This is a genomic window from Rhizocola hellebori (assembly GCF_016862955.1).
Lineage (GTDB): Bacteria > Actinomycetota > Actinomycetes > Mycobacteriales > Micromonosporaceae > Rhizocola > Rhizocola hellebori.
Genome location: NZ_BONY01000007.1, coordinates 94,393 through 113,990 on the forward strand (window position 1 = coordinate 94,393; position 19,598 = coordinate 113,990).

A 19,598-nucleotide genomic window follows, 5' to 3' on the forward strand; every position below is an offset into this window, starting at 1 on the left:
CCTGCCCAGACGCGCCTGGAGAAGACCCACGTGAGGCGCGGCTTGCGGGGTGGGAGGGAGCGCCGGTGACCACGGTACCGCTACAAAACGGGCCTCGCGCTTCCTCGCCGCGGGTGCTGCTGCTGTCGACCTACGAATTGGGACATCAACCGTTCGGCCTTGCCTCACCAGCCGCATGGCTGCGCGCGGAAGGTGCTGATGTCACGTGCGTCGATGTTGACGTCGTGACACTGGAGGACGACACCATTCGTGCGGCCGATCTGGTCGGGGTTTATCTGCCGATGCACACGGCGACCCGCCTCGCAGTGCCGTTGATCCAGCGGGTTCTCTCGATCAATCCGCAGGCGCACGTCTGCGCCTACGGGCTGTATGCGCCGGTCAACGAGGAGATGCTGCGCCAAATCGGGGTCAAGACTGTTCTCGGCGGGGAATTCGAGGAGCCGTTGACCGCCCTGGTGGCTGGGCTGTCCGCGGCCCAGGCTCCGGTGCGCCAGCTGCTGCCGGTGATCTCATTGGGCCGCCAGGAGTTCCGGGTCCCGGATCGGGCAGGCCTTCCGGCATTGGGATCCTATGCCTCGCTGCAATGGCCTGACGGATCTTCACGCGTGGTGGGCTACACAGAAGCGACACGTGGCTGCAAGCATATGTGCCGGCACTGCCCGATTGTGCCCGTATACAACGGACAGTTCCGCGTTGTCCAGCGCGACGTGGTGGACCAGGAGGTCGCCAACCTTGTCGAGGAGGGCGCGCAGCACATCACCTTCGGCGATCCAGATTTCTTCAACGGCCCCCGCCATGCGATCGATGTCGTGCAGAAGCTGCACGACCGCTTTCCCGGCCTCACCTACGATGTGACGATCAAGGTCGAGCATCTGCTCGCCCAGGCGTCGCTGCTGCCGCGGCTGCGCGACACAGGCTGCGTGCTTGTCACCACGGCGGTGGAGAGCTTCGACGAAAAGGTGCTCGACTACTTCGAGAAACGGCATACCAGCGAGGACTTCGTGACCGCCCAGCGCTTGCTCGCCGAGGCCGGCGTCGCGCTCAACCCGACGTTCGTGGCATTCACGCCATGGACGACGCGTGAGTCGTACACCCAATTCCTCATGTCCATTCACGAATTTGGACTGGTGGACTCCGTGGCGCCGGTGCAGTATGCGATCCGCCTGCTGCTGCCCGCTGGGTCGCGATTGCTTGAGTTGCCCGAGATGCGAATGCACGTCGGCGAATACGACCCGCAGGGCCTGTGCCATCGGTGGTCGCACCCGGATCCGGCGATGGACACGCTGCAGGATGAGCTTTTCTCGCTGGTGGAGGTGGCGGTCGAGGCGGCTCACCCGCGCGGTCAGGTGTTCGACGCCGTGCGGGCGCACACCGCCAAGGCGTTGGGCGGGGAGCTCGCCGACCGGCTCAACGCGTTACCGGCCTCGCCGCGCGGCCTGCCCACGGTGCCCTACTTGAGCGAGCCGTGGTTCTGCTGCGCGGAACCTACCAGGGGTCAGCTGGAGCCGATGCTTTGAGCGGGCGGCACTAGATCGAAGTCGTCGGGAACCTGGAAGCCGAGCGCCTGGCGACAATACTCGATCCATTGTGGACTCACGTCGGCGAAGACGACGTCCTCGCCGAGCCAGATGGAGCGGGACACGGTGTGATCGTCGTGCACGTAAACGATCGTGTCGTCGGTCAGATCGGTGGCGGAGTCCGACCACATGGGTGCCGCGCGTAGCTCACCTAGCGTGTATGCCTTGCAGTAGGGGCGCCAGACGTGCGCCTCTTTGGACGCCGGATCGGCGAGCTCCTCCGCGTCGCGCAGGATCCGCGCCGCGTCCAGGTGGCCCGCCGCGAGCGCGATCTGATACGGCGTGCGACCGTCAGAACCCTTCGCGGTGGGATCAGCGCCACGATGGAGCAGCATGCTCACCATCGCGACGTTGCCGCACCCTGCCGCCCAGTCCAGGGCGCTCCAGTCGTCACCGTCGCGAGCAGACAGCGTGGCGCCTTCATCGAGGGCAGCAGAGACGCCGTCGATGTCGCCCGCCTTACTGGACAAAAGCAACGCATCGGTCGCCGAGTCCGGTGCTGTCATGATCGTCTCCTCCACCCTTCAAGGTCGCGAACCCGCACCCTTTCCCGATTGAATTGCCTGGTCGTGATGCGGGTGTGGGAAAACTAGGCCAACCTATTGACATCCGGTTTTCCGCAAGGTTCCGTTGACATCGGTGCCGCTGACTATGACGCAGATCGAACCGTCGCGTCAACGTTCCGTCGGGAGGTGCATGGTGGCGAAGGAAAGAACCCGAACCCGGCGCGCGCGAGTCGAGCCATTCGGTGCAATCGTGACCGACCTGCCCCTGGAACGTCAGCGCGAGCTCTTCCCGCGCACTGCACGCAGCGGGGCCTTCGCGGTCATGTGGAGCCTGCTGCTGACTCTGTTGGTGGTGCTTGGGGCGCTCGTGGCGTACCACCTGTCGTCGTCGACATAGGAGGGAGGTGAGAACATGATCGAAACGCTCGAAATGAGCGAGAGCGAACTTGCTGCAGTCTTCGGTGGCGAACCCACAATCGGAAATGACACCATCGAAGAGCCCCCGTGCGAGGAAGCCATGGAGATGTAGCGCGTCGGTGGCCCGACGCTTGCTGGGCAGGCGCGGGACCGGCTCAGGCTCGGCGCCTGGCCACAGCGCGCCGAGCCGATCGAGGCACGGTCGCGCACCACGATGTGAAAGTTGCATCGGATAGGCTGGAGTCGTTCTTTGGGCGATGTCGAGCTTTGGAAGGATCGAAAAGTAGATGGCACGACCAGCGACCGTCACCGACGAGCCAGTTGCCCTGTCGGATCGGGAGCTCGTTGCCCGCGTCTTCCGGACCCTCGGTGAGGCCAGGCGCCTTTCGATCGTCGAAATGCTGCTGGAGCGCGGTGAAATGTCGCAGTCCGACCTTTTCCGCGAGTTGGGCATACCGCAGTCACGCGCCTCTGAGCATCTTCAATGCCTGGTCTGGTGTGGCTTCCTTGAGGTCGAGCGCCGAGGCAAACGGCTGCACTACCGGATCGCCGACCCGCGCACCAAAACCTTGCTCCACCTGGCATATCAGTTCCTCCGCGAGAACCAGGCGGCCATCGGCAGCTGTAGAACTCTCGACGCCTTGCCTGACTGACGCGAGCATCGCTAGCATCGACGAAACCGGTTTTGCGGATGGATCGCGATCGGTTCACCCGGTGGGGAGCATGTAGTGGCCGATGCGGTAGGCGGATGCGATGGCGACGAGATCGCCGAACCGTCTGCACCGCAGCGCCGGCTATGGCTGATTCACCAGATCGAACCAGCCCATCCCGCGTACCACATCTGCCTTCCTGTCGCCTTGAACGGCCTGCTTGACCTGCATTCACTGGCGCAGGGCATCCTCGCCGTGGAGCGCCGCCATCCCGCGTTGCGCGCCCGGTTCTATTTGGACGGAGCCCGGCTGCGGGTGCGATATGCGCCGCCGCTGAAGCGCCGGCCGCATCTGATCGACGTCGGATCCGAGGACCTCGACGGAATGCTCAACGATCTAGCCCGCAGGCCGTTCGACCTGGAGACAGGACCGGTTGCCCGCTGGACGCTGTTGCGTGCCGGCACGTCACGGCACATCCTCGTGCTCGCGGTGCACCACATCGCGTTTGACGGTGCCAGCCTGCCCATCCTGCGAAATGAGCTGCAGGGCTTGACCAATGCGATCCGGCGCGGCAGGCCGGTGCCGCCGGGGCCAACGCCCGGCGACGGGGAGCGGCCACGGGCCTGGGCTGAGGCAGATCTTCGATATTGGCGAGAGCAGCTGGACAGGCCGCCGCCTCCTTTGTCGATTTGGTCGAACGACGCCGAGGACACCGGTTCGGCCATTGTCCAGATCCGCCCGCTCGAAACGCGGCTGGTGGACGCCATGCGCCGGTTCGGCAAGACCAACGCCACCACCATGTTCATGCTGGTACTCGCGGCGTTGGCGGCCACGCTACGCCGCTACACCGGCCGGCAAGACCTCGTGATCGGCAGCCCAGTCAGCACCCGGGAAACCGAGCACGAGCTCACCCGCATCGGGCTCATGCTCAACCTGATCGCGCTGCGTCTGCGGACGGAACCGGAAACGACCTTCGCCGGTCTGGTGAGGTGCTGCCGCGACGTGGTTCTTGAGGCGATCGATCACCGCACAGTCCCGTTCGAAATGATCGTCGATGCTGTGCGCCCGGAGCGCTCCGAACATGTGTCTCCGTTGTTCCAGGTGCTGTTCGCCTATCAGCAGCCCCCCGAACCGCCGCGCCTGCCCGATGTGGACAGCACCCTGTTGCCTTCGCCGACTCTGGCGGCAAAGTACGCCCTGTCGGTCACGGTCACCGAGACCGCCGATCGGGTCGAGCTGGCGCTGGAGGCACCCGCCGGCCACTGTGGCGAGGCGGAGCTGGCCTGCTTCGCCGACTACCTGACCACGCTGCTGGCGGCGGGCATCGCAGATCCGGACCGGACCATCGATCGTTTGCCACTGGCCTTGAGCCCAGGTGGTGGTTCGCTCCCGGCCAGCGATTCGGCGATCGCTGATCCGTCGTGGCTTGGTTTGGCGGCGCTTCTGGACAGGGCGGCCAACCTGTGGCCCGATGCTATCGCCGTGCACGCTTGCGACGGCCAGCTGTCCTACGCGCAGCTGAACCGGCGCGCTGGGCGTCTGGCAAGTGAGCTGGTGCGCCGGGGTGCCGGTCCTGAGCAGGTGATCGGTGTGTGCCTGCCCCGCCGCCTCGACCTGATCGTCGCGCTACTCGCCGTCGCCAAGACGGGTGCCGCATTCCTGCCGCTCGACCCGCGCCAGCCGGAGCAACGACGCGACCTCATCATCGCCGATGCCCACGCGATGCTGGTCATCGGGCGTGATGAACTCGTCGAGCGCCCGAATTCTTTGCCCCCACGGGCGGTTCACCGCCAAGGGCTGGCGTACATCCTTTACACGTCCGGTTCCACAGGCGAACCGAAAGGCGTGGGGATCACGCATGGCAACGTGTCCGGCTTCCTCGGCTGGGCCGCTTCCGAGTTCTCCGACCGTGACCTGAGCGCCACAGTGGCGGTGACCTCGGTGGGGTTCGATCTGTCGATCTTCGAGATGTTTGCGCCGATGGTCGTCGGCGGCACGGTCGTCCTCGTGGACGGGCCGGAAGGACTGGCCGCACATCCAGGTATCCAAAGGGCGACGCTTCTCAACACGGTGCCGTCCGTGGCGGAGGTACTGCTGGACGCCGACTGCCTGCCAGCCGCGCTGAGTGCGGTGAACCTCGCGGGGGAGCCGCTGCCGCGCGATCTTGTCGATCGGTTGCTGGGGCGAATGCCGCGAGTGCAGGTACGTAACCTCTACGGCCCCTCGGAGGCCACCACCTATGTGACATCCTCGTCGCTGCGAGACGGCCGAAGGCAGCCCTCGATCGGGCGGGCTGTGGCCGGCGCGCAGGTGTGGCTCGTGGACGGTGAGGCAAGACCCGAGCCGATCGGGATCAGCGGGCGGCTGTTGCTTGGCGGGCCTCCGCTGGCGCGTGGTTACGTGAACCAGGCTGGCCTGACCGCCGAGGCGTTCCGGCCCGACGGGCTGAGCGGGCGGACAGGCGCACGCCTTTACGACACAGGCGACTTGGCTCGGCTTGACTTCGATGGGCAACTGCGTTTCCTCGGCAGGGCTGATCAGCAGATCAAATTGCGGGGAGTCCGCATCGAGCTGGAAGAGATCGAGGTCCGGCTGCGCGCGCATGACGATGTGCGCGATGCGGCTGTAGTGGTGGTGCGCCAAGGGGAAAGGACCGCACCGCGCCTGGTCGCGTTCGTGTGCCCCGCCGGTGCCCGGCCGGTGAGCACCGACGAGCTGGTGGCCCATCTGCGTCGGTGGCTACCGGAGGTGATGGTGCCGTCAGGGTGGGCAGTGCTCGACGACCTGCCGCGCAACGCCAACGGCAAGCTGGACCGACACTTGCTGGCCCGGACAGCGGCATCGGTGAGCCCGGTGCGGTCGTCCCAGGTACCCCCAGAAACGGTCATGGAAAAAATGGTGGCGGAAGTGTGGTCAGAGGTTCTCGGCCACACCGACATCGGCGTTCACGATCTGTTCTTTGACATCGGCGGCAACTCGCTGCAGCTGATCTACCTGCACCACCGGTTGCGCGACATCGCGGGCGAGCGGCTGCACATTGTCGATCTGTTCCGCTGGCCAACCGTGGCCACGCTGGCCGCACACATTGAGCGGCTGCGATCCGACGTGCAACTGACCGATATGGCCGCCGCGCGGGGAGCGGCTCGCGGTGCCGCACGGCGTGCGCGGGCACTGGGGGAGGTGGTCGATGCCCGGCGCTAGCGAGCCGATTGCCATCATCTCGATGGCCGGACGATTCCCCGGTGCGTCCACTGTGGACGAATACTGGGACAACCTATGCGCGGGCATCGAGTCGATCGCCCATTTCACGCGTGTGGGCGCCGGACCAGGATTTGTCGGCGCTGAGGGAGTGGTAGACGGATACGACCTTTTTGACGCCGGATTCTTCGGGTACTCTCCGCGCGAGGCCCAGATCCTCGATCCGCAGCATCGCCTTTGCCTCGAGACGGCTTGGCAAGCGTTTGACACAGCGGGCTACGACCCAGCGGCAATCGGCGCGCCGGTTGGCGTCTACCTGAGCACGAGCATGAGCTCCTATCTCATCCGCAACCTGTTGCCCGACAGAGACCTGGTCGACCTGCTCGGGGGCTTTTCCCTGCTGACCCACAACGACAAGGACTTCCTGGCCAGCACCGTGTCCTACAAGCTGGGCCTAACCGGGCCGAGCATGGCCGTCGGCACGGCGTGCTCGTCGTCATTGGTGGCGGTGCATCTGGCTGTGCAGGCATTACACGCCGGTGAGTGCGACATGGCGTTGGCCGGTGGGGTGTCGCTTCAGGTGCCCTCGCCGCAGGGTTACACGTACCGAGAAGACGGCATCTACTCTCGCGATGGGCACTGCCGGCCGTTCGGCGCTGGAGGGTTCGGCACCGTCGGCGGCAGCGGTGTCGGCGTGGTGCTGCTCAAGCGGTGGGCGGACGCCCTGCGTGACGGGGATCATGTGCACGCCTTGGTTCTCGGGTCTGCGGTCAACAACGATGGTGCAGCGAAGATGGGATACACCGCGCCGGGGGTGGACGGCCAGACCGAGGTCATCGCCGAAGCGCAGGCGGTGGCCGGGATCACGGCGGATCAGGTCGGCTACATCGAGGCACACGGCACTGGCACCCAGTTGGGCGATGCCATCGAGATCCAGGCGCTGACACGAGCGTTCCGGCGGGACACCGATCGGCGAGGGTTCTGTCTGGTCGGTGGGGTCAAAGGAAACATTGGCCATCTGGACGCCGCGGCCGGGATCGCCGGTCTCATCAAGGCGGCGTTGACAGTCGAGCGCAGCATGGTCCCCGCGAGCCTTTACTGCGATCCACCCAACGAGCACCTAGGACTGGCGGACACGCCGTTCACGCTTTCCGCGGCCACGGTTCCTTGGCCAGACGACGGCCGGCCACGCATCGCCGGGGTAAGTGCGTTCGGCATCGGCGGTTCGAACGCGCACGTCGTGCTGGGACAGGCGCCCGCGGTTTCGCGATCTGACAACGAATCCCATGTGTTGGTGCTGTCGGCCCACAACGAGTCCACGTTGGACGCTGCGGCAGCCGATTTGGCGCGCTTTCTGCGAGCGAAGTCACCCAATCTGGCCGGGGTTGCCGCCACACTCGCTGGCAGGCGGCGCTATCCACATCGGCTGGCCGTCAAGGCACGCGACGCAGCGGAAGCCGCGGACGCGTTGGAAGCCGGTGTCCACACCGACATCGATTGGAACGGCTACCGCGCGCCGCAGGGCGCCCATCGGGTTCCCGTCCCTGCGTATCCGTTCAGCCGGCGACGATTCTGGGTGGACGCACCCGAGGGCGCTTCGTTCGACGTCGCCACACCAGCCCACGAACATGAGCCGTGGGCGGCCGACCTGGACCGGCTGTGCGGCGCGCTCGCCCTGGACTACCTGCGCGCCTGTGCAGTGGACACCTCGCCCGACGCCACACACACGCTGGCGGACTTGACCTCCCGGCTTGGTGTGCTGCCGGTGTTCCACCGTTTCGTGGACTACCTCATGTCCATCTTGGTGGAAGACGGCGTCGCGACCGTCGAGGGCGACCACCTACGGTTCAACGACGTCACGGTCGGTGAATCCGGGCGGCTGGCTCAGGAGATCGTCGAGCATCATCCGGCACAGCGAGGGCTGGTCGAGCTGCTGACCTATTGTGCAGCAAGCTATCCAAAAGCATTGACGAAACCGGGAGAGGCGCTTTCGGTTCTGTATCCAGGTGGTCGCGGCGACCTGCTTTCCGATTTTCTGGGTACCGAACCGGCCGCGCCCGATGACGTCGACGTCGCGATGAACCTGCTGAGCCGCGCCGCGCTAGGCCTTGCCGACCAGCTGGGGCGTCCGCTGCGGGTGCTGGAGGTCGGGGCCGGCGGCGGGAGGCTGACCTGGAACCTGAGCCAACTGCTCGCCGACCGCGCCGACTACCTGGCTACCGACATAGGGCCGCTGTTCGTCGAGCACCTACGCGAGGAGTCCGCTCGGCGCGGGCAGGCGATACGGACAGGGCAACTGGACGTCTCCCGCGATCCTATGACACAGGGGTACCGGCCTGCGTCCTACGACCTGATCGTCGGTCTTGACGTAGTGCACGCGACATCCGATGTGCGCGCATCCCTTTCGCACCTGACCGCATTGCTCGCTCCGGGCGGGCAGCTGGGCATCTTGGAGACAACCGCGCGGCACCGATGGCTGTCAATGGTGTGGGGTTTGTCGGACGGGTGGTGGAACTTCACCGACGATCTACGGCACAAGACGCCACTGCTGGACGCCGAGGAATGGGCCAAAGCGGTGACCGGGCTGGGCGGGTGCGAATGGACTGTCACCTCGGCTCCACGCCGCGGCGCGGCACTGATTCTGGGGCGAGGCAGCACCACCCAGGACCTGATCGACAGCCTGCCCGGTAAGGAACCCGATCCAGCGCGCTGGTGCTATCTGCCCGGGTGGCGGCGCGTCGCCCTGCAGGCGACCACCTGGTTGCCACACCACTGTCTCGTGCTTGCCGCGGGCCCGATCGGCGAGGCGACCGCTGAACGGTTACGCGCCCGCGGCACGCAGGTGACAGTCCTGCGGCCGGGCGACCAAGTCGTTGTCGCGGACGCTGACGCCGTTGCGGCGCTGTGGGCCGTCGACGGTGCCGAGCCGTCAGATCAGAACCTCGGCCTTTTCGCCGCGCTCGACGTCGCCCAAGCCCTGGGCAACCGCGGCCGGCAGACGCCGACACGTCTGCTGATCGGCACTCAAGGCGCACAGGACGTGACCGGCGGCGACCTCACCCGGCCGGCGCAGGCCACTGCTCTGGCCGCTGCCAAGGTGATCCCGCGTGAATACTCATGGGTGACATGTGTGGCGGTCGACGTGGACAGCGGACCAGACACCGTGGATCGGCTGGTGGCCGAGCTGCTGGGTGACGCCTCCGAGCCAATGGTCGCCTACCGGCGTGGGCGCCGGTGGGCGCCGACCGTGGAACCGTCGCCGCTTCCAGCCATCACCGGACCTGTACCGGGACTGCGCCCCGGCGGTGTCTACTTGATCTGCGGTGGGCTGGGTGGGCTCGGGGCTGCGCTGGCCGAACACCTGGCCGCCCTGCCCGCGACCGTCGTGCTCACACGGCGCGGTGCGCTGGCCGATGCGGATTACGCTCTGGCGCAACGGCTAGGCACCGCCGGTGGCACAGTCGTGGTGGAGCAGGCGGACATCACCGACGCGACGCGGATGCGCGAGGTGGTGGAAAGCTGCGTGGCGCGCTTCGGCCCGATCACCGGAGTCATCCACGCCGCCGGTGTGCCTGACACGGCAGGGATGATCCAGCGCCGGACCCATGCGGACACCGAGGCGGCGATCGCGGCGAAGGTGGCCGGAACCCTCAACCTCGCTGCCGCATTGCGCGATCATCGCCCTGAGTTCGTGTTGCTCTGCTCGTCGATCGGCACCGTCCTGCACAAGCTGAAGTTCGGTGAGGTGGGATACGTTGCCGGGCACGAGTTCCTGCAAGCCTACGCGGCACATCGATGGCCCGATGAGACGGCGGTGCTGGCCGTCGCGTGGACTGACTGGCTCGAAGGCGGCATGTGGGCGCGTGCTCAGCAGGATCTGTCGCAGCGTTATGCGCTGGACGGCAATGGTCTGGTACGACCGGACACCGATCTGTTGCGGGGCATCACCACGGCGGAGGGGGTGGAGATCTTCCGCCGGGTGCTCACGCACCGCCCGGGCCCGGTGGTCATCGTGTCCACGCAGCGTATGGATCGACTGTTGGCCGTCCACGACGCCTACACCACCGACGCCCACGCCAAAATAGTTGAGCAGCTCACCGCGGCTGGCGACGGCCGCCGCCGGTCCGACCTGGGCACCGACTACGCACCAGCGGTCACCCCGAGCCAGCGACTGGTCGTCACGATCTGGGGCGAGCTGCTCGGCATCGAGGACATCGGGGTCGATGACGACTTCTTCTCAGCGGGCGGGGATTCGCTCATAGCCCTGCGCATGCTTGCCCGGGTCCAGGAGCAGACCGGTGTCGAGATCCCCATTTCCTCGTTGTTCGCTCATCCCACGGTCCGCACCCTGGCCGACGCCGTCGACGCGAGCGCCGGGTCGGCGGTCGTCGTCATCGGTGATCACGAGGAGGTAGTGCTGTGAGGGGTGGCTGATCCGTTGCGCAGCATCCGATTCGACGTCATCGCCGACGGCGCAAATTCACTCGACACGTTGCGCACCTTGGCAATCCGTGCCGAGCGTCACGGCTTCACGGCGTTGCACGTCGGTCATCACGCCGGGCAGCCCGACCCGCTGCGTGCCTTGGTCGCGGTGGCCGAAGCCACCACGCGGCTGAGGGTGGGCACGCGCATGCTCAACCCTGCGCTGCTGTCGGCGGCCCAATTGGCGCGCGACATTGCGGCCGTCCACCGGGTGACTGGCGGCCGGTTCGAGCTCGGCGTGGGGCTGGGCTGGGATCGGGCGGACTTCGCTGGCGCGGGTCGGCCGTTCGAGCCGCTCGCGAAACGGGCGGAGACGCTTGAGGCGGTGTTGTGCTCGCTGGCATCGGGACAGCGCGTGCCGGTCGTGGTCGGCGGGCAAAGCGATGCGGCGCTGTCGGTCGCCGCCCGGCATGCTGACGGTGTCGAGCTGACCGGAATGCGCATAGTTGCCGGTAGGCACCATCCGCACCGGATGCGCTCCGATGAGGTGGCCGAGCGGATCCAGTACCTGATGCGGGTTGTGCCGCAACGATTCGAGGACATCGAGCTGGGCGTGCGGGCGCATCTGGTGATGGTCGGGGTCCCAGCGCGAAACGCAGCGCGGATCATCGCGGCCGCGACAGGGTCGTCAATTGAGTCCATAATGGACAGCCCGTTCGCGTTGGTAGGGATGGCGGCCGAGATTGCCGAGAAGATCCATGCCTGTAGAGCTGACCTGGGGATCACTCGCTACAGCGTCTCGGTGGGTGCTATGGACGAACTCGTACCTGTAATCCAAGAATGTCACTAAATAGTTATCAGGAAAACCTGTTCGACTATTGTGCGGGTGGCGACGGCGTGGTCGAGTGGGCGCATGGCGGCAACGATCGGTGTCGTGGGGCTCGGAAAGCTGGGTTTGCCGATCGCGGTGACCCTTGCCCTGCAAGGACATGAAGTCATCGCATACGACCGGGACAGCTCGCGCATGGACCTTGCCGCGCTATCGGCATTGGAGCTCGGGCCTGACGCGACGTCATCGCTGCACGCGTGCATCGGCGAGGATCTTCCGGTGCGCTTTGCTTCGCTGGACGAGTTGCTGTCCTTGGTCGATTGCGTATTCGTGGTGGTGGACACCCCGCACGGCCCCACCTTCGAGGGCATCACCCCCCTGCCTGACAGCCGCTCCGACTTCGGCTACGTCTCCCTGATCGCGGCGGTTCGTTCCATTGTGGACGCCGCACCCCGGCCGGTGGAGATCGGGATCATGTCCACGGTGCTGCCGGGCACCATCAGGTCGCAGATCCTGCCGCTGGTGGGTGAGCATCCGCTGGTCTACTGCCCGCAGTTCGTCGCGATGGGCCGGGTCGCCGCAGACCTGCTGCGGCCGGAGTTCACCCTGCTGGGTTGCGGTGAGCAGACCGCGGTGATGGTGCCCGAAATCCTGGGCGGGCTTGGCTCGGCCAAGCGGTTCGTGGTCTCCTACGAGACCGCTGAGCTGGCCAAGGTCGCCTACAACACGTTCGTCAGCGCGAAGGTGACCGTCTCCAATCTCGTGCAGTGGATGGCCCACGAGACCGGCGCCGACGTCCTTGACGTGTTCCGGATCCTGCGTAGCGCCGACCAGCGGCTTACCAGCGACGCCTATCTCGGGCCGGGAATGGGCGACGGCGGGCCGTGCCATCCGCGCGACAACATCGCTTTGTCGTGGCTGTTCCGGCAGAAGGGCGCAGGTGCCGACCTGTTCACCGACGTGATGCGGGCGCGTCAGGCCTACGTGGAGTGGCTGGGCAATGCGTTCCGCGAGTACGCGGGGGGATTGCCGCTTGTCCTGCTCGGCACGGCGTTCAAACCCGGTTCCGACATCCAGACCGGAAGCTCGGCGGTGCTGATGGCGACGCTGTTGAACCAGGCCGGTGCGGCGGTGACCGTCGCGGCTACCAAAGCCCACCTGTCGACCTTGAGCCTGCCCGCGGGGGCCGCCGCGTTTTTCATCGGGTGCCCCGAGCCCGAGTTCGTCGAGTATCCGTTCCCGGCCGGGTCTGTCGTCGTCGACCCGTGGTGTGTTGTCCCAGATCTGGACGGCGTGCGGGTCCACCGGATCGGAGCGACTCCAGTGGCATATGCACAATCATGAGAGCGAGGTCTGTCATATCAGGTCTTCCTGTTCTACGATCGCGCCATGACATCAGCGGCGGTCCGCGGTCGGGGAGCAGGGGCCAAACCGGAGAATCCGCGAGTCGCGTCAGCTGCGGCTTTGGCACGGTTCTTCAAGGTGCTGTCCGATCCCACGCGGCTGGCGATCCTGCACCTGCTGCTTGAGCGTGAGCGCAGCGTGGGGGAGCTGGTCGAGCAGCTGGAGGTTCCGCAGAGCCGAGTCTCCAACCACTTGGCTTGCCTGCGCTGGTGCCAGTTCGTCGAGGTGGACCGGATGTCACGCCGCGGGATTTACCGCGTAGCCGACCCGGACAAGCTTCGTGCGGTCCTCGCGGTGGCAGAGGCGGCGTCGCTGGAAAACTGCGACCACCTCTCGTCCTGCTCCCGGATCGGGCCCGACTGGGTCTAGCGCGCCGCAGATATCCACCCGAGTCATGGTCGCGAATGTGCCGGAAGGAGTGCAGACGTGGATGAGACGGATTCGGCCGGGTTCCGGACCTCACCACAGCAGCGGGCGGCGTGGCGGCATCCCAATGCCAGGGCACAGCTGACGGCCCGGCTGGATGGCCCGCCTGATGCGGACCGGCTCTCGGCGGCCGTGGCGCAGATCCGGCGGCGTCACGAGATTTTGCGCACTCGCCTGGTCGCGCTACCCGGCCACACGTCACCGGTGCAGGTCATCGACGAGGAATGCCACGGGCTTGACGACATCGTGGCCGGCAGCGGGCTCGAGGCGGTACGTGCCAAGGAATGGCGGCATGGCGAAGGTGTGCGGATCGTGCTCGTCAGCCCAGAGCCCGCACGATCGGCGCTGATCCTGACCGCCCCCGCGACGTTGGTAGACCTGCCGTCACTCAGGCAGATCTTCAAGGAGATCACCGACGTTTACGCGGGCCGTGAGTTGGCGTCGGCCGACATCCAACACGCCGATTTCGCGGCGTGGCACAACGCTCTGCTCGACGAAGCGGCACGCGAGGCACGTCGGCGCTTTTGGGACCAGCACGTCGATTCAGCGCTCACCATGCCTGCGGCAGAGATCGTTTCTGAGGTGGAGTCGGCTGAGTGGCGCACCGTCGAGCGAAGGCTGGACGCCTGGCCCGCCGGACATGATGCCGTGGCGGCTGCCTGGGCCATCATGCTGTGGCGGCTGTGCGGCGAGCGTAATCTGCTCGTCACGACGACGGTTTCCGGACGCGACCGGCCAGAGCTCGAGAACGCGGTCGGGCCGTATGAGCGCGAGATTCCGATCGTGTGCCGGTTCGCTGCCACAGACTCGTTTCACATGGCTGTGTCCACCATGCGGCGCGCGCTCGACGCCGCGATCGCGAATGTTGACGACCTCGATCCGGCTCGGTTGCCGCACGGCATGACGCCTGGATTCGAAGCGATCGACGAAGCGGATGCGGCCGGAGTGCTGCACCATGATCGGCGGACGCCGGCCCCGTGCTTGCTGCGCAGTGTGTCCACTGCCGATGGTCACGTGCTGCGGCTGGCCTATGATCCGGCGCGATTGGCTGATATGGCAGCCCGACAGCTGCTCGACCGCCTCGTAGTTACGCTCGGCGGCTTGGTCGAAGCGCCTGACGCGCCGATCGAGTCTGTGTCGATGCTGCTGCCTGGCGAGGCGGAGAGCCTGCTGCGTCAAGGCGAAGGCGCACCGGCCCGCTCCGCGGACGGCAAGGATCTCCCCGAGCTGATCGCCGAGCAGGCCAGGCGCACGCCTGAAGCGATCGCCGTCCAAGATGGACGGTGGCAGTTGACCTATGCGCGATTGGATTCACTGGCCAACGGCTACGCCGCAAGGCTTACCGAGCTCGGTGTGTTGCCGGGCACACGGGTGGCGCTGCGCCTGCCGCGCAGCTGTGCCTTCGTGGTGGCGGCGCTGGCCGTGATGAAGGCCGGTGCGGCCTACATCCCCGTGGACATCCGTCATCCGGCTCGGCGGGTCGCCGTGATCGCCGACGATGCCCAGCCAGTCCTGCTTATCACCACTGAGGAAACGCGATCTGTCGAAGGCGTCGACGTCCCGGTGTTCGCCATCGACATGGAGGACCCGGTCGTGGGCGGCGATGTCGCACCATCGAATGGTGACGCCGACCGCCTCGCCTACCTCATGTACACCTCCGGCTCGACCGGGCGGCCCAACGGCGTGCCGGTCACCCACCGCTCGTTGCTGAACTATCTGCTCTGGGCCGCCGACGCCTACCGGCTGAGCGAAGGCGGCGGCGCGATCGCGCACACCTCGGTGGGATTCGACCTGACCGTCACCACCATGTGGGCGCCTCTGATGGTGGGCCAACGGGTCCGACTCGTGGAGGAGGGCGCCGGCCTCGGCGTGCTGGTCGACGTGATGCGATCGGAGCTCGACATCACCCTGGTGAAGGCGACTCCCTCGCAACTGGAGGCGCTGCTCGACGTGATCGGGCCACAGGAGCTGGCACGACGTGTGCGCACACTGGTGCTGGGCGGCGAGGCGTTGCGAACGGAAACGATCGCGGCCCTGCGTGGCGTGTCCCATTTGCGCATCGTCAACGAATATGGGCCGACCGAAACCGTCGTGGGCAGCTGCGCCCACGTGCTCGGCGAATCGGACGCGGACACGGGGGCTGTCCCGATCGGCCGGCCTGTGGCCGGTACCCACATATATGTCTTGAACGGTTTGGGCCAACCGGTCCCGGACGGTGTTCCGGGAGAGATATATATCGGCGGCGCAGGTGTGGCGTCTGGATATGTCGGCCGACCCGAGCTGACCGCCGCGAGATTCGTCAGCGACCCGGTCCTTGCGGGGGCGATCGCTTACCGCACAGGCGATCGCGCCCGCCGTGTGGGCGGCGAACTGGTCTATGAGGGACGCCTGGACGAACAGCTCAAGGTGCTCGGTGTCCGCGTCGAGCCGGGCGAGATCGAGGCGGTGCTGTGCGAGCACCCGGCAGTGGCTCACGCCGCGGCGATCGGCTGGCGGCCGGACGGAGCCGATAGCGCCATCGGGATAGCCGCACTTATCGTTGCCACAGAAGGACATCCGGCGCCCAAGCCGGGGGAGCTGGCACCGTTCTGCCGAGAGCGGCTGGCGGACTACCTGGTGCCCATGGTGTTCGCTACCGCCGAGGCGCTGCCGTTGACCGACAACGGCAAGCTAGACCGATCGGCGGTCGCCGCGGCCATCGCCGAACACGCGAAAGCGCAGACGCCGTTCGCGGCACCGCGCACCGAGACCGAGGAGATCCTCGCCGGCGCCATCGGTGCCGTGCTGGGCCGGGATCGCGTGGGCATCGATGACAACTACTTCGCCATCGGCGGCGACTCCATCCGCAGCGTCATGGTGGCCAGCCGGGCCCAGGCCCGCGGTGTGGCGCTGTCGGTGGCCGACATACATCAACGGCCAACCGTGCGCCAGCTGGCACAGGCCGTCAGCAGTGACACGACGGCATTCGCCGAGCCGCAAACGGAGCCGTTCAGCCTCATCTCCGCACAGGACCGGGCCCTCATGCCGCCCGAGGTCGAGGATGCCTTCCCGCTCAACCTGTTGCAGGAAGGCATGATTTTCCACCGCGACTTCGCCGCCAAGTCGGCCGTGTACCACGCGATCGCCTCGGTACGGCTACGCGCCCCCTTCGACATCGACGCCATGCGCCACGTGATCCACGAGCTGGTGCGCCGCCATCCGATGCTACGCACCTCCTTCGACCAGACCACGTTCAGCCGGCCGCTGCAGCTGGTCCACAGCACGTTCCACGATCCGCTGGGGTTCGAGGATCTACGTGGGCGCGGTGAAGCCGAGCAGCAGGAGCGTATAGAAGCATTCGTGCTAAGCGAAAAGTCACGCGGATTCGAGCTTGACGAGTACCCGTTGATCCGGTTCCGGGTGCACCGTCTCGATGACGAGACCTTCCAGTTCACCTACGGCTTCCACCACGAGATCGTCGACGGGTGGAGCGAGGCGCTCATGGTGACCGAGCTGTTCGGGCACTACCTGTCGATAGTGTTCGGTGAGCCCGAGGTGCCGTCAGCGCCGAGATCCACGATGCGGGACGCGGTGGCGCTTGAGCTGGAAGCGCTGCAACGTAACGAAAACTACGAATTCTGGGCCGACTACCTGGCCGACGCCACGCTGATGCGGCTGCCACGCAAGGATTCAGGGCCAAAGGCCGACAAGGGCGCACGTGAGATCGTGCGGATCGCGGTGCCCGTTTCTCCGCAGCTGTCCGACGGGCTCAAGCGGCTGGCGCTGTCGCGCACCGTGCCGTTGAAGAGCGTTCTGCTCGCCGCTCACATGGCGGTGATGAACCGTTACCACGGGCAGAACGACACCCTGACCTACACCGTGACCAACGGGCGGCCGGAAAATGCCGACGGAAGCACGGCCATCGGCCTGTTCGTCAACAGCCTCGCGCTGCGGGTGCGCATGGACGGCGGCACCTGGGGTCAGCTCATCCTGCAAACCTTGGACAGCGAGCGAAAGTCGCTGCCGTACCGACGCCTGCCCATGGCCGAGCTCAAGCGGCATCAAGGCAACGAGCCGCTTGCGGAAACGCTGTTCTTCTTCACCGACTACCACGTCTTCCGCGAGCTCGACCGATGGCGTGAACGCGGGGTCGAGCACATGGCGAGCGAACTCTACGGCGAGTCGACGTTCCCGTTCTGCGCCATCTTCCGGCTCAACCGCGACACCGGCCAGCTCGAAGTCCGCATCGAATACGACAGCCTGCAGTTCTCAGCCGACCTGATGGACCGCATCGGTGCGACATACGAACGGGTCTTGGCGGCGATCGTCGCCGACCCGGAGCAGTCCTACCATCCGCTGGAGTTGCTGTCCGAGGCGGAAACGCTTGAGATCGAACAGCTCGGCCAGGGCGAACCCGCGCACTGGGATGTAGCGACCATCCACGAGGTGTTCGCACGGCAGGCCGCGACGACCCCCGACGCTGTCGCCCTGGTCTGGGCACAGGGGACTCTCACCTATGCGGCGCTGGCGAGCTGGGCAGGGACGATCGCGGCGAATCTGCAGACGGCGGGGGCCGGTCCGGAAACGACTGTGGGCCTGCTGGCGGAGCGTAGCCCGGAAGCGGTCGCGGCGATTCTTGGCATCCTCCAATCCGGAGCGGCCTATCTGCCGCTGGATCCCGGGCAGCCCGACGACCGGCTGGACTCGATAGTGGCCGACGCGCGCCCGGTGGTGGTTCTGGCACAACCGGAGCACGCCCACCGAACATCCGCGCCGATCGAAGTCTTGGACGCCGCACCGCCGGCGAAAGCCATGAAAGCCAAGCCCGTCAAGCTCGTCGCCGACAACCTTGCCTACGTCATCTACACCTCCGGGTCGACGGGCACGCCCAAAGGGGTTGGCGTCACCCATCGCAGTCTCGTCAGCTCGACGCTGGCGCGCACGGTCGCCTATCCCGAACCTCCGCACCGCTACATGCTGCTGTCACCGCTGGTTTTCGACAGCTCCGTGGCCGGTTTGTTCTGGTCCCTGTGTACCGGCGCCGCGCTGTACCTGCCCCGCGAGGGCGCTCAATTCGAGCCTGGTGAGCTGCTCGACATCGCGCAGCGCCAGCAGATCACGCACACACTCTGCGTTCCGTCTCTGGTGAGCGCGCTGCTGGAGCGGGAGCAGCCGCAGAACCTGCGATCGCTGAGCACCCTGATCGTTGCCGGTGAGGCCAGCCCCACCGAGCTGCTGGCCACCGTGCAGCGCGACCTGCCCGGCTGCACGGTCTACAACGAGTACGGCCCCACCGAAAACTGTGTCTGGAGCACGGTGTGGACCGGCGATCCGCCAGCGGACCGAACGCAGCTACCCATCGGCCGGCCGATTCCCGGCACAGGCGCCTATGTGCTCAGCTCGCATCTGAACCGGGTGCCGATTGGCGTGGCGGCCGAGCTTCACCTGGCCGGCGCGGGGGTGGCGCGCGGCTACCTCGGTGACCCGCGGCGTACCGCTGAGAAGTTTGTGCCGGACCCGTTCGCGGCCGCAGCGGGCCAGCGCATGTACCGCAGCGGCGACTTGGCCCGGCACGATAGCTTCGGCGAGCTGGAATTCCTGGGGCGCATGGACAACCAGGTCAAGATCCGTGGGTTCCGTGTGGAGCTGGGCGAAATCGAGGGCACCCTGGATACACACGCCGACGTTCACCGGTGTGTGGTCGTGGCCCGCGACCTTGGTGCCGACGAGAAGGGTCTCGTGGCATACGTGGTGCCCAGGGCCGGGGCAAGCGTGAATGGGCAGGCGCTGCAGCAGTACCTGCGGGAGCGGGTGCCCAAGTACATGGTGCCTTCGGCTGTCTGCGTGCTCGACGAGCTGCCGCTGACCCGCACCGGCAAAATCGATCACAGCGCCCTGCCAGACACCAAGATCGAAACGGACATGGCCCCGCCGGAGACCGAGACCGAACAGGTCGTCGCCGCGATTTGGTGCCAGGCTTTGGGCCGCGAGCTGATCGGCGTGCATGACGCCTTCTTCGACCTGGGCGGCGAGTCGCTGCGCGCGATGCAGGTGGTGACCAAAGCCAACAAGGTGTTCGGGCTCAACCTGTCGGTTCGGGCGCTGTTCGACACGCCAACGGTGGCCGAGTTCGCCCAACTGGTCGACGACGCGCGAACAGCGTCCACTATGGACCCCCCGGGTTGACGCC

General features: G+C 66.5%; 10 protein-coding genes. 9 read left to right on the plus strand and 1 reads right to left on the minus strand.

The window, feature by feature from the left end:
• Positions 1-65 precede the first annotated feature (65 nt).
• On the plus strand, positions 66-1,517 hold the full coding sequence (locus Rhe02_RS07365; protein WP_203907327.1) for a CUAEP/CCAEP-tail radical SAM (seleno)protein: 1,452 nt from the start codon (positions 66-68) through the stop codon (positions 1,515-1,517).
• Here Rhe02_RS07365 and Rhe02_RS07370 read toward each other — a convergent pair.
• Positions 1,496-2,083: an ankyrin repeat domain-containing protein gene (locus tag Rhe02_RS07370; protein ID WP_203907328.1), complete on the minus strand. Its 588-nt coding sequence runs from the start codon at positions 2,081-2,083 to the stop codon at positions 1,496-1,498. The genes Rhe02_RS07365 and Rhe02_RS07370 overlap by 22 nt on opposite strands.
• A gap of 250 nt (positions 2,084-2,333) precedes the next feature.
• Here Rhe02_RS07370 and Rhe02_RS07375 point away from each other — a divergent pair, with 250 nt between their 5' ends.
• The 8 genes from Rhe02_RS07375 to Rhe02_RS07410 all read left to right on the plus strand — a co-directional run bounded on the left by Rhe02_RS07375 (position 2,334) and on the right by Rhe02_RS07410 (position 19,594).
• On the plus strand, positions 2,334-2,480 hold the full coding sequence (locus Rhe02_RS07375; RefSeq protein WP_203907329.1) for a hypothetical protein: 147 nt from the start codon (positions 2,334-2,336) through the stop codon (positions 2,478-2,480).
• Between the two features lie 307 nt (positions 2,481-2,787).
• Complete coding sequence (locus tag Rhe02_RS07380) at positions 2,788-3,153, plus strand: ArsR/SmtB family transcription factor (protein WP_203907330.1); 366 nt, start codon at positions 2,788-2,790, stop codon at positions 3,151-3,153.
• A gap of 75 nt (positions 3,154-3,228) precedes the next feature.
• Complete coding sequence (locus Rhe02_RS07385; protein WP_203907331.1) at positions 3,229-6,351, plus strand: non-ribosomal peptide synthetase; 3,123 nt, start codon at positions 3,229-3,231, stop codon at positions 6,349-6,351.
• Complete coding sequence (locus Rhe02_RS07390; RefSeq protein ID WP_203907332.1) at positions 6,338-10,771, plus strand: SDR family NAD(P)-dependent oxidoreductase; 4,434 nt, start codon at positions 6,338-6,340, stop codon at positions 10,769-10,771. Before Rhe02_RS07385 ends, Rhe02_RS07390 begins: the two co-directional genes overlap by 14 nt.
• A 3-nt stretch (positions 10,772-10,774) precedes the next feature.
• Positions 10,775-11,620 carry an LLM class flavin-dependent oxidoreductase gene (locus Rhe02_RS07395; RefSeq protein ID WP_203907333.1) on the plus strand — a complete coding sequence of 282 codons (846 nt, stop codon included), beginning with the start codon at positions 10,775-10,777 and terminating at the stop codon, positions 11,618-11,620.
• A 63-nt stretch (positions 11,621-11,683) separates the two neighbouring features.
• Positions 11,684-12,943 carry an NAD(P)-binding domain-containing protein gene (locus tag Rhe02_RS07400; protein WP_203907334.1) on the plus strand — a complete coding sequence of 420 codons (1,260 nt, stop codon included), beginning with the start codon at positions 11,684-11,686 and terminating at the stop codon, positions 12,941-12,943.
• 45 nt (positions 12,944-12,988) lie between these two features.
• Positions 12,989-13,372 carry an ArsR/SmtB family transcription factor gene (locus tag Rhe02_RS07405; protein ID WP_203907335.1) on the plus strand — a complete coding sequence of 128 codons (384 nt, stop codon included), beginning with the start codon at positions 12,989-12,991 and terminating at the stop codon, positions 13,370-13,372.
• Positions 13,373-13,429: 57 nt separating this feature from the next.
• Complete coding sequence (locus Rhe02_RS07410; protein WP_203907336.1) at positions 13,430-19,594, plus strand: non-ribosomal peptide synthetase; 6,165 nt, start codon at positions 13,430-13,432, stop codon at positions 19,592-19,594.
• Positions 19,595-19,598: the final 4 nt, after the last annotated feature.

Coding starts and splice junctions, on each gene's coding strand:
- Rhe02_RS07370 (WP_203907328.1), bottom strand. CDS start 2,083: ATGACAGCACCGGACTCGGCGACCGATGCGTTGCTTTTGTCCAGTAAG.
- Rhe02_RS07380 (WP_203907330.1), top strand. CDS start 2,788: ATGGCACGACCAGCGACCGTCACCGACGAGCCAGTTGCCCTGTCGGAT.
- Rhe02_RS07390 (WP_203907332.1), top strand. CDS start 6,338: ATGCCCGGCGCTAGCGAGCCGATTGCCATCATCTCGATGGCCGGACGA.
- Rhe02_RS07400 (WP_203907334.1), top strand. CDS start 11,684: ATGGCGGCAACGATCGGTGTCGTGGGGCTCGGAAAGCTGGGTTTGCCG.
- Rhe02_RS07405 (WP_203907335.1), top strand. CDS start 12,989: ATGACATCAGCGGCGGTCCGCGGTCGGGGAGCAGGGGCCAAACCGGAG.